Source organism: Streptomyces sp. NPDC107538 (genome assembly GCF_055657445.1).
Map to the genome: position 1 here is coordinate 17,294 of NZ_JBVKAY010000024.1, position 13,780 is coordinate 31,073.

The 13,780-nt window shown below is 70.2% G+C and carries 10 protein-coding genes; 3 read left to right on the top strand and 7 right to left on the bottom strand.

The features are described from left to right. Positions 1-140 precede the first annotated feature (140 nt). On the top strand, positions 141-1,898 hold the full coding sequence (locus ACZ7MG_RS41915; protein ID WP_471395777.1) for an ankyrin repeat domain-containing protein: 1,758 nt from the start codon (positions 141-143) through the stop codon (positions 1,896-1,898). Between the two features lie 667 nt (positions 1,899-2,565). Here the strand turns inward: ACZ7MG_RS41915 and ACZ7MG_RS41920 are convergent. The 5 genes from ACZ7MG_RS41920 to ACZ7MG_RS41940 all read right to left on the bottom strand — a co-directional run bounded on the left by ACZ7MG_RS41920 (position 2,566) and on the right by ACZ7MG_RS41940 (position 8,556). Next, positions 2,566-3,660, bottom strand: coding sequence for a tartrate dehydrogenase (locus ACZ7MG_RS41920; protein WP_471395778.1), 1,095 nt, complete (start codon positions 3,658-3,660; stop codon positions 2,566-2,568). A gap of 112 nt (positions 3,661-3,772) precedes the next feature. After that, positions 3,773-4,672 carry a LysR family transcriptional regulator gene (locus ACZ7MG_RS41925; protein ID WP_471395779.1) on the bottom strand — a complete coding sequence of 300 codons (900 nt, stop codon included), beginning with the start codon at positions 4,670-4,672 and terminating at the stop codon, positions 3,773-3,775. Between the two features lie 42 nt (positions 4,673-4,714). Continuing rightward, positions 4,715-5,866 (bottom strand): glycerate kinase, encoded by a 1,152-nt coding sequence (locus ACZ7MG_RS41930; protein WP_471395780.1) that lies wholly within the window; start codon positions 5,864-5,866, stop codon positions 4,715-4,717. Beyond that, positions 5,866-7,272 carry a C4-dicarboxylate transporter DctA gene (gene dctA / locus ACZ7MG_RS41935; protein ID WP_471395781.1) on the bottom strand — a complete coding sequence of 469 codons (1,407 nt, stop codon included), beginning with the start codon at positions 7,270-7,272 and terminating at the stop codon, positions 5,866-5,868. The genes ACZ7MG_RS41930 and dctA overlap by 1 nt, the downstream gene beginning before the upstream one ends. Positions 7,273-7,863: 591 nt before the next feature. Then, positions 7,864-8,556, bottom strand: coding sequence for a TetR/AcrR family transcriptional regulator (locus ACZ7MG_RS41940; protein WP_471395782.1), 693 nt, complete (start codon positions 8,554-8,556; stop codon positions 7,864-7,866). A gap of 182 nt (positions 8,557-8,738) precedes the next feature. Here ACZ7MG_RS41940 and ACZ7MG_RS41945 point away from each other — a divergent pair, with 182 nt between their 5' ends. Beyond that, positions 8,739-9,416: an SDR family NAD(P)-dependent oxidoreductase gene (locus ACZ7MG_RS41945; RefSeq protein ID WP_471395783.1), complete on the top strand. Its 678-nt coding sequence runs from the start codon at positions 8,739-8,741 to the stop codon at positions 9,414-9,416. A 398-nt stretch (positions 9,417-9,814) separates the two neighbouring features. Here the strand turns inward: ACZ7MG_RS41945 and ACZ7MG_RS41950 are convergent, their stop codons facing one another. Continuing rightward, positions 9,815-10,216 carry a winged helix-turn-helix transcriptional regulator gene (locus tag ACZ7MG_RS41950; protein ID WP_471395784.1) on the bottom strand — a complete coding sequence of 134 codons (402 nt, stop codon included), beginning with the start codon at positions 10,214-10,216 and terminating at the stop codon, positions 9,815-9,817. Positions 10,217-10,321: 105 nt separating this feature from the next. On the opposite strand from ACZ7MG_RS41950, the gene ACZ7MG_RS41955 reads away from it, so the two are divergent. Then, positions 10,322-11,113 carry a DsbA family protein gene (locus ACZ7MG_RS41955; RefSeq protein ID WP_471395785.1) on the top strand — a complete coding sequence of 264 codons (792 nt, stop codon included), beginning with the start codon at positions 10,322-10,324 and terminating at the stop codon, positions 11,111-11,113. Here the strand turns inward: ACZ7MG_RS41955 and ACZ7MG_RS41960 are convergent. Beyond that, positions 11,026-13,665 (bottom strand): MFS transporter, encoded by a 2,640-nt coding sequence (locus ACZ7MG_RS41960; RefSeq protein ID WP_471395786.1) that lies wholly within the window; start codon positions 13,663-13,665, stop codon positions 11,026-11,028. The two genes, ACZ7MG_RS41955 and ACZ7MG_RS41960, sit on opposite strands and share 88 nt — an antisense overlap. Positions 13,666-13,780 lie beyond the last annotated feature (115 nt).

The window sequence follows — 13,780 nt, forward strand, 5'->3', positions numbered from 1 at the left end:
GGGAGGGCCTCTTCGGCCGACGGACTCAGAAGACATACTAGGAATTCTGATCTGAAAGGGAGGACCAGGTGTTTGCGCAGCCCCGGCCCATGCGCCGGAGGCTCTCAGGCAGTGTCAGACTCTCATGCCACGATCGGCACATGGGATTCTTCGACGATCTGGTGTTTCCGGAGGAACCGGCCGCCGAACGGACTGCATTGATCAGGCTGGGGCCACCGGGCGAGGACGCGGCGCGATACGCGCCACCCGTCGACTGGTTCGCGCCGGCGCCGCTCTCGCAGTTGGAGATGGCCGGTGCAGGCCCGCACGCCCGGGTGATGCTGACGGGATGGTCCGTGTGGCCGCGCGGGGCCACCCTGCACCTCGCGGTGTTCCGCAAAGCCCGCTGGCAGACCGCGGACGCGGGTCGGCAGTCCGGGCTCAGGGTGGGCCTGCTGTTCTCTGACGGCCACCGGGTGACCTCGCTGGACGGCACGAAGTTGCGGACGGTGCGCTGGACCGGGCCCGAGGGGGAGGTGCCCATGGGATCAACACCGCAGGCTTTCGGGCTGATCCCGCTGGATCCGGGCCTGCACCAGCCCCGCCGGTCCCTTTTCAAGACCGACGTCGACCTGTACCTGGCGGAACTCCCACCGCCCGGCGAGGCACAACTGGTTGTCGAGTGGCCGGACGAGGACATAGCCGAGACCCGAACCTCGATCGACGTGGCGGCACTGCATGCCGCGTCGGCGCGGGTGATCGAGGTCTGGCCGGGGCTTGAGCCGCCGGATCCAGCGGGGCAGCCAGGGGCCTTCGCGACCATGGAGAGGAGCGGACCGCCCAGCTTCCTCGCGCCGCCCCTGAGCGAGCGCCAGCGCGCGATACTGCGCCGTCAGGAGGAAGAGCGGCTGCGGTATGTGCCGCGGGCTGACTGGCAGGGGATGGGCTACCGAGGGGGCTGGGCGGACGCGGCGGTTGTCCAGGCCCGGCTCGACGGGGGTGCGCCGCCCAACGCCCGCATCACCGGGCAGGGCGGCACGCCACTGCACCTGGCGGCGGAGTGGGGTGCGGCGGAGGCGGTGGCCGTGCTCCTGTCGCACAACGCGGCGGTCGACGCACGCGACGACGACGAGCACACACCACTGTGGTACGCCGCCCTCGAAGTGAACGAGGACAGAGTCCGCGCACTGATCAACGCCGGGGCCGACGTCTGGACCCCGCAGACAGGGCTCTGGTCGCCAGGCCGGCTGCTGCTGACCACGCCACTCGCGCCGCTCGTCGCGGAACTCCCGGGAGCCGTGGAGCTACCCGCCGAGGAGGCCGCCGCCTTCCGGGAGGCGGACGCACTCATCGCGGCCTTCGGCGAGCGAGAGTTGTGGACCGAAGGGCTCGGCATCAGCTTTGTGCGGGACCTGAGGGAGGACGAGCTGATCCGGCGGCTGGGCGGCGACCCCGCGCAGTGCCCGGAAGTAGACCTTGAGCACGCGCCCTTCGATCCGGGGGACTACGACGATTCCCTCCGCTACGTCGGTGTGACGCGCATGCCCGGCGCCCCTGGCGGCTGCGTGATCACACAGGACGGTTACCTGCCGAGCGACGATGCTGTGATGCGGGCGATATCGGCGGGAACGGAGGCATACGGGCTGTACTTCAATGCGAAGGGCGGGACGTTCGGCACCCTGGCTCGCGACGGCGAGGCCGTCGAGCACGAGGAGATCGGTCTGCCGCCTGGCGAGTCGGATCCGCCCGCCCACTGGCACTTCCGCTTCTGGCAGCGCGGGCGCGCGTTCCCCTACGACGCCGCCACCCTCGCCTACGCCTGCGCCGCGGCCGGCCTGCGGATCAGCGACGGCCGAAAAGCGGTCGATCGACGCGCCCCGCGCCGCTGGGTGAAACTGCCGCCGCAGCTTCAGCGCTGAGAACTCCGGCGCACGGGCCAGGCAGCGCACATGTCCTGGAAGCAAAGGGCTTTCAGGGCTGTTGGCTCCGTCTGGCTCGTCGTCCATGACGTGAAGGGCGGTGTCTGCTGCAGGGTGAGGTCGTAGCTCAGGCGTGCGAAACGGACGGACGGGCGTCGCGGAGACGTCACTGCGGTACGGGCGACGAGCGCTCACGCTTTGCGACACTGGGAGACCTGGGCCCGCGCTGTCGTCATGGCTCATCGAACCGCTTGGGGACCAATGCGTGATTCTGCCTGTGCGGACGGAGTTCAGACGCTCGTTGTGCGATTCCTCATCGGGCGGTCGTGTAGGCGCGAGCGGTGTCGAGGAGATTCACTAGAAGGTCGGATGGTGGTGCCTGTTCCATCGCACGCTTCCTTTTCCCGTTCCGGTTCGTGACGTCGGTGCACGTCACTGAACCACGACACCGTGTCTCAAATTGAGGCGAGCACTTCGGGTCGGCCAGAACCGTACTTCGCCCGGGTCGCGCTCCATCTCCGTGACCCGGGCGTCGATTGGGGCAGGCATAGCGCGGCCTGCGGGCCGCGTCATCGTGAACGCGTGTGCGGTGTCGGGTCGCCTCGACCGAGAAGCGGGCGGATGCCGGGCATGCCCGTTCGGCGCGGTGTGGCTCGCCTTCCGACCCTCAGGCGTTGAGCGCGTCGATCAGGGCCTTCACGACGTCGTCGGTCGATGCGTTGCCGCCGACGTCACGGGTCAGGACACCCGCCGAAGTCGTCGCCTCGATCGCCTTGTTGAGGCGGGCCGCCTGGTCCGGCAGGCCGAAGTGCTCCAGCATCAGCGCCGCGCTGCCGACCGCGCCGATCGGGTTGGCCAGGCCCTGGCCCGCGATGTCCGGGGCGGAGCCGTGGACGGGCTCGAACATGCTCGGGAAGCGGCGCTCGGGGTTGAGGTTGGCGCTGGCGGCCAGGCCCAGGCTGCCGGCGAGCGCGCTGCCGAGGTCGGAGAGGATGTCGGCGTTGAGGTTGGAGGCGACGACCACGGAGAGGTCCTCGGGCCTGAGGACGAACTTCGCTGACATCGCGTCGACCAGGACGCTCTCCGTCTCGACGTCCGGATAGTCGAGCGCGACCCTCTTGAAGACGTCGTCCCACAGGACCATGCCGTACTGCTGGGCGTTGCTCTTGGTGACGGAGGAGACCTTCTTGCGGTCCCGGGTGCGGGCCAGGTCGAAGGCGAACCGCATGATCCGCTCGCAGCCCACCTCGGTGAACAGGGCGGACTGGACGGCGACTTCACCGCCGGGTCCGCGTCCGCCGAGGTTGCGGCCGCCGAGGCCCGCGTACTCGCCCTCGCTGTTCTCGCGGACGACGACCCAGTCGAGGTCCGTGTCGTCGGCCTTGCGCAGCGGGCTCTGGACGCCCGGCAGGAAGTGCACGGGCCGTACGTTGGCCCACTGGTCGAAGTTCTGGCAGATCTTCAGGCGCAGGCCCCACAGGCTGATGTGGTCGGGCACGGTGGGCCAGCCGACCGCGCCGAAGTAGATCGCGTCGAAGTCCTTGAGCCGCTCCAGTCCGTCGTCGTCGATCATCTTGCCGGTGCGCTCGTAGAACTCGCAGCCCCAGGGGAACTCCTCCCAGGCGAAGGCGAAGGGGTCCGCGGAGTTCTTGGAGGTCTCGGCCAGGGCGTCCAGGACGGCGCGTCCTGCGGCGACGACTTCCTTGCCGACCCCGTCGGCGGGGACGGCGGCGATGCGGAACGTGCGGGGTGCGGCTGTCATGGGTGCCTCCGGCTCGCTGTCGTGCGGTCGGTTCGAGTCAACACACCGACATCAGGGCGCGTCCAAGACCTGCTTTCGATACGACGTATAGGTGTGGCCGATCGGTCCTGCGTCAGGCGGTACGGCCCCGTCGCTGCGCCAGCGACCCGGTGAGGGCGAGGAAGGCGCGGGCCGCCGGGGTGAGGTGCGCGGGCAGGCTGACCATCGCCACGTGGAGGTGGGCGGTCGGCTCGATGGGGGCGACCACGGCTCCGCAGCGGCGGGCCAGCCGGGTCCAGGAGGAGGGCAGCACCGCGACGCCCACTCCGGTGAGGACCAGGGGCAGGATCGAGGTGCGGTGGTCCACGACGGTCACGATCTCCGTGTCGGTGCCGCCCGCGGTGATGTCGTCGACGATGTGCCGCATGAGGCTGCCGGTGCGGGAGGCGATGAGTTTCTGTCCGGCCAGGTCCTCGGGTCGGATCGTGACGTCGTTCTCGATCGCCCCGCCGGGCGCGGCGACGACCACGAACGGCTGGTCCTCGACGTGCACCACGTCCAGCCCGGACGGGTTCACGGGGCCGGAGCTGCCCAGCAGCCCCAGTTCGCAGGCGCCGCTGCGCACCAGGGAGATGACCTCGTCCGGGGTGAAGGCGGCCTGGGTGCTCACCGTCACCGACGGATGCAGCTCGGTGAAGCGGTGGATGAGGGTGGTGAGCGGTTCGATACCGGGCGAGGGCATGGTGGCGACCTCGACCGTGCCGCCGTGCAGCCCGGCGAGCGCGGCCGCGGTGTCGCGTACGGCTGCCAGGTCGCGCAGCACGCGTCGGCTCGGTTCGAGGAGTTCCGCACCGGCTTCGCTCAGGACGACGCCCCGTCCCACCCGGTGGAAGAGGGCCACCCCGAGATCGGCCTCCAGGTTCGCCATCGCCTGGGACAGCGACGGCTGGGCCACGTGGAGGGCGGCGGCGGCCTTGCTGAATCCACCGTGCTCGACGATGGCGAGGAAGTACTCCAGTTGCCGGGCGTCCACGGCGTCTCTCCGCTCTGTGCTGGTACGACAGGCGGAGCGAGCCTACCTGCCGGTTTCCGTTCCTCCGCGTCCGATCCAGCGGTCGGCGAGGGTCCGTGCGCACCGCGTGAGCAGCCGGGCGGACAGGGCGCTGTCGCGCGCGCAGTCCTCCTCGGTCAGGTCGGTCAGCGCCTGTACGGAGCGGAAGTGGGCGGCGGTCCGTTCGGGTGGCAGGGTGCAGCGGCCGGCGACGGCGTGCACCTCGACGTTCTGCCGCCGGGCCCGCCTCGCGAGGGCGACCGGCAGCTTGCCGGACAGGGACTGCTCGTCGAGGCTCCCCTCGCCGGTCACCACGAAGTCGGCGCCCGCGAGCAACTCGTCGGCGCCCAGCAGGGTGAGGAAGTAGTCGGCGCCGGAGCACATCCGCCCGCCCAGCAGCAGTCCGGCGTATCCGAGCCCCCCGGCCGCCCCGGCCCCCGGGGCCGCGGCGAGGAGGCCCGCGTCCGGGGTGCCGGCCGCCGCGAGTCGTCGTACGAAATGGGCGAGGGCGGCGTCGAGTTCCGGTACGTCGTGCTCGGTCGCCCCCTTCTGGGGACCGTAGACGGCGGCCGTGCCTGTCGGCCCCAGCAGCGGGTTGTCCACGTCGGTGGCCAGGACGAGGTCGATCCCGGCGAGCGCGGCGCGGGCCTCGGCGAGGTCGGCCGTACGGAGGTCGGCGAGCCCCGCGCCGCCCGGGTCGATCGGCGTACCGTCCTCGCGGGCCAGTACCGCGCCGAGGGACTGCAGCAGGCCGGCGCCGCCGTCGGTCGTGGCGACACCGCCGAGGGCGAGGACGATGGTGTCCGCCCCGCCCGCCAGCGCGTAACGGACGGCCTGGCCGATGCCCAGGCTGGTGGCCGTGAGCGGTTCCTTGCGGCCGCCCGGCAGGACGCCGAGTCCGCAGACGGCCGCCGCCTCGATGAGGACGGTACGGCCGTGCACGGCGACCGCGGCCGCGACGGGCTGCCCGGTCGGCCCGGTCACCGTGATCTCCTCGGGACGGAACCGGCCCGCGCAGGCGGCGGCCACGCTGCCCTCGCCGCCGTCCGCCAGCGCGAGCCGGTGGATCCGCGCGTGCGGGGCGGCCTCCCGCAGCCCGTGCTCCAGCGCGCGGGCCACACCGTCGGCGGTGAGGGAGCCCTTGAACTTGTCCGGCGCGACCAGGACGGACATCATCAGGACGCCACCTCGGCGGTGGGAGCCGCCACCGGCCTGCCCTTGGCCGTTCCCGCTCCGGTGTCCGCCGTCGGCTCGGCGGTCACCGGCGGTTCCGGAACCCTGCCCGCCAGCACCTCGCGTGCTCGCGCCAGGTCCAGGGTGTTCTCCCACCGGGCGATGAAGAGGGTGGCGACGGCGTTGCCGGAGAAGTTCACCATGGCCCGGCACTCGGACATGAACTTGTCGATGCCGAAGACGAGCATGATGCCGGCGGCGGGCACGGTACCGACCGTGGACAGGGTCGCGGTGAGCGCGATGAAACCGCCGCCCGCGACACCAGCGGCACCCTTGGACGTGAGCAACATAACGGCGAGCAGCCCGAGTTGCTGGGTGGCGGACAGCGGGGTGTCGGTCGCCTGGGCGATGTACAGCGTGGCCAGGGAGAGGTAGATCGCGGCGCCGTCGAGATTGAAGCTGTAGCCGGTGGGCACGACCAGGCCGACCGTGGACCTCTCGACCCCCATGTGCTGGAGCTTGCGCATCAGCCCGGGCAGCGCGGGCTCGGCGGTGGACGTGCCCAGGATCAGGAAGTACTCCTCCTTGAAGTAGCGGAACAACTGGAAGATGTTCAGCTTCACGTAGGCCGCCAGCACACCGCCGAGCACCACCACGACGAACAGGGCGGAGGTGACGTAGAAGAGCAGGATCAAGGAACCCAGGCTGGTCAGCGTGGACAGGCCGAACTTCCCGATCGCGTACGCCATCGCGCCGAAGGCGCCCAGCGGCGCGACCTTCATGATGTACGACAGCACCTTGAAGACGACCTCGGTCAGCCGGTGCACGCCCGCTATGACCGGCTCGCCCGCCTTCCCCACCGCCTTCAGCGCGACGCCGAAGATCACCGCCAGGAAGATCACCTGGAGGATGTCGCCCTCGACGAAGGGGCCGAAGAAACTGTTCGGCACGATGTGGGTGAGGAACTCCCACCACTGCTGGTGCTCGCCCTTCTCGATGTACGCGCCCGCGTCGCCGGAGGTGTCCAGGGTCGACGGATCGGCGTGTACGCCGTCACCGAGCCGGAAGATGTTGATCGCCACCAGGCCCGCCGCCATGGCGATGATCGTGCCGACCTGGAAGTACGTCAGCGCCTTGATGCCGGTGAGCCCGACCCTCTTCAGGTCGGCGACACTCGCTATGCCTCCGATGATGGTCAGGAACACGATCGGGCCGATCAGCATCTTCATCGCGGTGATGAACGTCGTGCCGAGCGGCTCCATGGCGGTGGCGAGATCCGGCCACCGCCAGCCCAGCACGATGCCGATCACGATCGCCACCAGAACCTGGACGTACAACTGCCGGTACCACGGCTTCGCCGCGATGCGGGTGGCCTGTGCGGCTCGCTCGTTGCTTGGGGTTTGCGTCATTGCAGCCTCCCTGATCGCGCGACACCGAGCCCGATCGGCACGCGCCAGCTTGGGCCACAGTGAACCGGGCGGCGGGGCAGGGGGTCCACGACCAAAAATCGATGCCCCGTATAGGACGCGCCTATCAGTACCGGCACAGCACATCCCCGCGAAGTGACGCGCATCAGGTCCAGCGCGAGAAATAAATGGAACGACCGGCACTACTTATGTTGATCAATGAGGAAGACAGTCCGCGCGCCCCCGATCGGGGCCGCCCCTGACTGATCCGGAGACAGAAGACCGCGCGCGTCGTACCGCTGTGGGAAGCGGCCAGGGCGAAGCGTCTGAGGCGCGAAGCGCACGCTACCGGAGAGGGCCGGTGAGCTGCATCGCCGCCCGCGGTCTTCGCGATCGTGGTTTCCGGGGCGCGGCTGTTCCGAGCGGGACGGCGCCGAGGAAGTCACACCTTCGACGGAACACGCGCGCGGCGGCGGCGTCGATCACCGACCGGACAGTGGCCGCCTCCGGGAAAAAGCGACCCCCTGCCTCCCTCATCAACGGCTTGGCGACAAACGCGTCAGGCCACTGCGCCGACCGGCGTCTTCCCGTCGGTCACGGGCCGGGGTCCGGCGCCGCGTTGCTCGCCGTGCCGGCCCGGAGCATGGCCTGGTAGAGGGCGCCGTGTTCGGGTGAGGCGGGCAGAGGGCCGCGGGCCGGGGCCTCGAAGGACTGGATGAGCAGGGCGACGACGCGCCGCCAGGCGTCGGGGGCAGCGCCACCGGTTACGTTGACGACACCGGCGTTTGCCATGTGGACCAGCACCAGGTCCGAGGGGTCGAAGTCCTCGCGCAGGCGGCCGGTGGCCTTGGCGCGGCCGATGAGTTCGACCATGCCCTCATAGGCCTCGTTGCGGCGGCGCTCCAGGGCCTTGGCGGCGGGAAATGTCGTGGTCAGTACGTCGGCAAAGCCGTAGTCGGCGGCTTGCATCGCGCAGGCGGACTCGACATAGCCGACGAAGCCATGCCAGGGATCGGGGTCGTCGAGCGCGGCGGTGACCGCGTCGGCATAGGCACCCATGCGGTCGATGAAAACGGCGTCGACCAGCTCCGCCTTGGTGGGGAAGCGTCGGAACATGGTGGCGATCCCCACCCCTGCCTCGCGGGCCACGGACGCCATGGAGGCGTTCAGTCCGTCCCGCGCGAAGACCGTGCGCGCCGCGGCGATGATCCGCTCCCGATTGCGTTCGGCGTCACTGCGCAAGGACTGCCCGGTGGGGGCGTCGGAGTGCTGGTCACCAGGGGTCATATGCAGGAGTGTAGCAACCGGATTGCCCTATCCAATTTTGCTGGTACGGTTGACCACAAGGAACCGGAACGACCTATCCGGATCGCGAACCGGATAACCCTTTCCCCTTCCGGGTGTTCCCACTTCGTTCGTCTGTCTGCCCGCCCGTCTGTCTGTCTGTCTGTCTTTTGGAAAGGATCGCCGTGACCAGCATCGCCATCATCGGGGCCGGCCCTCAGCTCGGCCTGGCCATAGCCCGCACCTTCGGCTCTCATGGCCTCGATGTCGCCCTGATCTCCCGCAACCGGGAGAAGCTCGACACCCTCGTGGGCAAACTGACCGCGGAGGGCATCACCGCCGCCGCGTTCCCCGCGGATGTCCTCGACCGTGACGCCCTCGGTCAGGCGCTCAAGGACGCGGGCGAGAAGTTCGGCGGCATCGACGTCCTGGAGTACTCCCCGGTGGGGACGTTCGGCACCACCACGTTGACCACCCCCACGGAGACCACACCGGCAGACGTCCAGCTCCAGATCGAGTTCCAGCTCTACGGCGCCATCACCGCCACGCGGGCAGTGCTACCCGCGATGCGTGAGGCCGGGGCGGGCACCCTGCTCTACACCACCGGCGCCGGCTCCATCGACCCGGTGCCGCAGGTCGGCAACGTCAACGCCGCCGCGGCGGCGCTGCGCAACTGGGCGATCAACCTGCACAAGGAACTGGACGGCACCGGGATCCAGGCCGCCCACGTCGGCATCGACGTCTCGATCGGCACCCCGGCCGTGCCCGGCTTCCCGACGGCCCAGCCCGAGGAGATCTCCCCCGTCTACTGGGACCTGCACACGACCAAGCGCGACCGAGCCGAACTCGTCTTCAGCCTCTGAGCGCACGCCGGGCTGGTCCCGCTTCCGTAGAGCCGGATCGCGCCGCCGCGGCGTCCCACTGCGGCGGCGCGATCCTCGACAGCCGCCGACCCTGACCACCGTCCCCGACGACGTCCCGCTGTGGAACAGCCGTGCCAGTCAGGTGAGTTGGGACTGCTACCTCGGCGAAGGCCGCCGGGCCGGGGCGGTGCCGAAGTGTCCCCCTGTGCCGCACCCGCCCATGCCGCGAGGGATCGACCCCGCCCGACGCCTCACCCATGCCGACGTCCCCACCGAACTCGCCCTCTACCCCGGCGTCCTGCACGGAGACATCATCCCGACTCCGCGACGGGTGAACGCGTACTCACCGACACGCTCACGGCACTGCGCCGCGGTCTCGGCGTACGAGGCGCCTGGCATCAGGACGTCGTGACGGCCTGGTCCCGGTGCTCGCGGATCTGGCCGTGGTGATCCGCGACCCAGGTGATCAGGGACGTGACGACGTGATGGAGGCTGCGGCCCAAGGGCGTGAGGTCGTACTCCACCCGCGGCGGCACCTCCGCGTAGGCGGTCCGGGTCACCAGGCCGTCCTGCTGGAGTTGGCGCACGGTCAGCGTGAGCATCCGCTGGGAGATGCCGGGGACCTCTCTCTGCAGGTCGGTGTAGCGCAGCGGGCCGCCCTCCAGTACGGAGATCACCAGCATGCTCCACTTGTCGCCGACCCGGTCCAGGATCTGGCGGACGAAGCGCATCTGCTCGGCGGGGATGCCGGCACACGGCCCCCGCCCGTCGGCGACATCAGGTCGGTCTGCGGTGTCCATGGCGCACATTCCCCTCCGGCACACACATCGATGTGCCTTTTGTACGGCCTTCCATACTGGTCCATCATGGCGCTACGCACAAACAGTAAGAATTGGAGATCCGTGTTGAGAGTCGACATTTGGTCCGAGATCACCTGCCCGTGGTGCGGGCTGGGCAGCCACCGCCTGGACCGCGCCGTGGAGCGCTTCGGGCACGGCGACGAGGTGGAGGTGATTCACCGCTCGTTCCCGCTCAGTGACGGGTTCCCGGTCGGCGACGTCATCAGCGTGCGTGAGGCCACGCTGCGCCGCTACGGCCTGGCCGGCGCCCAACTGGAGGCGACGACCCGCCAGGTCGAGGCGATGGCCGAGGAGGAAGGCCTGAGCCCCTACCGGGTGCTGGAGAACCAGGTCGGCAACACCCGGCTCGCCCACGAATTCCTCGCCCACGCCACGGCCAGGGGCAAGAACCGCCTCGCGTGGGACACGATCTTCCGGGCCTACTTCGGCGCGGCCCGACCCGTCTTCGGCCTCGACGAGCTGCTCGACCTGGCCGACGAGATCGGCCTGGAGCGCGAGGAGACCCGCCGAGTGCTCGCCGAGGGCCGTTTCCGCCAGCAGGTTCAGGACGAGCGGGAACAGGCGCAGCGTCTGGGGGCCACCGGCGCCGTCCTCGGCATCAGTTTCGCGACCGAGGTCCCGCTACTGGGCGTCCTCCTGCTGCCGTTCATCGTGCCCATGCTGAGCGTTTCCTTCCGCCGCCTGCACGACACCGGCAGGTCGGGCCGACGGATGTTCGTCGCTCTGATCCCCATAGCCGGCCCGATCATCTATCTCGTGGGGATGACGGTGGACAGCGCCCCGACCGCCAACCGGTACGGCCCCTCCCCCAAGGCGGTCGGCCATCCCGTCGGATGAGCACTGGCCCCGACGTGTACGCCAATGCCTTGGGGCCTGCACGACGACGGAGCGCCCCAGCGTCGGTGGCCCGTTGTCACGAGTCCGCCAGATGCTCGCCGAAGAACGTCTCGATGCGGCGCCAGGCGTCGGCGGCGGACTGCGGCTCGGGTCCGATCCCCGCGATGCGGGTCAGAGGGCGCAGCGGGCGCGGTGCGTTGTCGGCGTCGTTGGAAGGAGTGCCCGGCGGCCGGGTACTCCTTCACGTCGTGCGGTACGCCGGCTGCTGTCAGGGCCGCTTCCAGCTTGGCCGCAGCCCCTTTGAGCATGCGGTCGCGGCCGCCGTAACTGGCCACCACCGGGCAGGATTCGGCGAGGGCACGTTCGGGGTCCTTGGGCAGGAGGCCGTAGTTGACGGAGGCGGCGTCGAACGTGCCCCGTCCCGCGGCGATCAGCGCGAAGCTACCGCCCATGCAGAACCCGATGACACCGACCCGTCCGGTGCAGTCGGGGTGCCCGGCCAGCGTCTGCCGGGCGGCTTCCAGGTCGGCCCAGGCGCGACCGCGGCCCGACGTGGCCGCCCGCATCGTCGGTACCAGGCAGCGGCGGGCGCCGCCGTCGGCGAACAGGTCCGGCATCAGCGTCAGGTAGCCGGCCTGCGCGAGCCGTTCGGTCTGTCGCAGCATCACCTCGTCAGCGCCCAGGGCCTCGTGGACAACCACGACCCCGGGCCAGGGGCCCTCGCCCTCGGGCCGGGCGAGATGGCCGTGCAGTCGAAGAGAGCCGCCGAGAGAAGTGCCGAGGGTAGTGAGGTCGACCCGTTCAGTAGTGGGCATCGGTTCTCCGGTTGAGAAATGTGGCATGAGGGATGTGGCATGAGGGATGTGGCATGAGGGATGTGGGATAAGGGATGTGGCATGAGGGATGAGGTGAGAGTCGCGTATCAGGAAGGCGTGTTGGGGAGCCGCTGCAGCGTCGCGGAGCACGACTCGCCGGCATCGCATCGGAGTGCCACCGGGCCCGTGCTGCCGCCCAGGACTGCGCGGGACGCTCAGCCGGGTGGGGCAGGGGCCCGGGGCCCGGGGCCCCGATCCCCTCCCGGTACAGGGGGCTGGGGGTGCATTCCGGGCTGGGTGTTCCGGGTGCGGCTCCTTCTGAGGGTCCGGCATTGGGTGGCGGTGACGGGCCCGCGGTATGAGGAGGGCCACGGCAGAGGCGATCAGTGTGGCGACGGCGGACACGGCGAAGGACAGGGCGTAGGCGTGGCCGGTGGGCTGCGGGTCGGTGGCACTGGCGCTGTCGGCGAGTACGGCTGCGATGATCTGGGTGCCGAGTGAGGCTCCGACCGCCCGCACCAGGACGTTGACGCCGGTGGCCTCGCCGGTCCTCGTGGGCTCGACCGCGTCGACGATCAGGTTCGCCATTGCGGCGAACGACATGCCGATGCCGGTGAAGGTGAGGGTGGTGAAACCCAGCACGGCGTACCGGGTGTCGTGCTGGAGGGCGAGCGCCAGCAGGCCGGTGCCGGTGATCAGGCTCCCCAGGGCGAGAGGGGTCCTGCCGCCGAAACGGGCACCGAGGAAACCGGAGAGCGGGCCGGCGGCCAGCATGGTCAGCGAGCCGGGGAGCATGAGCAGTCCGGCCAGGGTCGCGTCGCCGCCGAAGCCGTATCCGGATGCGGTGGGGGCCTGGACCAACTGGGGCACCAACACGAACACCCCGAACTGACCGAAGCCGATCAGCAGGCTGGCCAGGTTGGTCATGACCACCGCCGGCCGTCCGAGAACACCCATGTCGATCAACGGGTCCGACGTACGGCGCTCCACCAGCACGAAGACGACGAGGACGGCCAGACCGAAGGCGACCAGGCCGAGGGTCCGGCCGCTGCTCCAGCCCCACTCCGTGGCCCGGCTGATACCGATCAGAGGGGCCGCGATGCCGACGGCCAACAGCACGGTGCCCGGGAGGTCGACCGGGCCTGCGGTGCGCTCCACCGACGGGGGAAGCAGTGTGTGCGCGGCGACGGCCGAACCCAGCGCCAGCAGAGTGCCGGTCCAGAAGATCCAGCGGTACGAGGTGTGATCGGCGAGTACGCCGCCCAGCAGAAGACCCAGACCCCCACCGACCCCGGCGATGGCCGACAGGAGGCCCAGGGCGCCGGCTCGTCCCCTCTCGTCGGGCAGCATGTCGCGGCTGATGCCGAAGCACAGCGGGAGGATGCCCCCGCCCGCGCCCATCACCACCCGCCCGGCGATCACCAGTCCCAGACCGTCCGCCAGCGCGGCCATGGCCCCGCCCAGCGAGAACAGCAGCAGGGTGACGACGAGCAGCCGCCGCTTGCCGAACATGTCGCCCAACCGGCCCATCACCGGCGTCAGTACGGCGGCCGACACCAGGTAGCCGGTGAAGGCCCAGGTCACATCCTGAGTGCTGCTGTGCAGAGCGGAAGCCATGTCGGGCAGCGCGGGCGCGATGGATGTCTGCGCCAGCGCGAAGGACAACGCCGCCAGGCCCAGGACCGTCAGTGTGCGACGGACAGGCGGGGCGCTCGAAGGGGATGCCGCATGGAGCATGTCTCAACTCCTGACGGCGGACGCCGGATCCGCCGGTGATTCGGTGCCGACCCGGCTGACCGGGCGCGCTGCTCTCCCGCAGCCGCGGGTGGCGCGAGCAGCGAGGTCGCGCCTT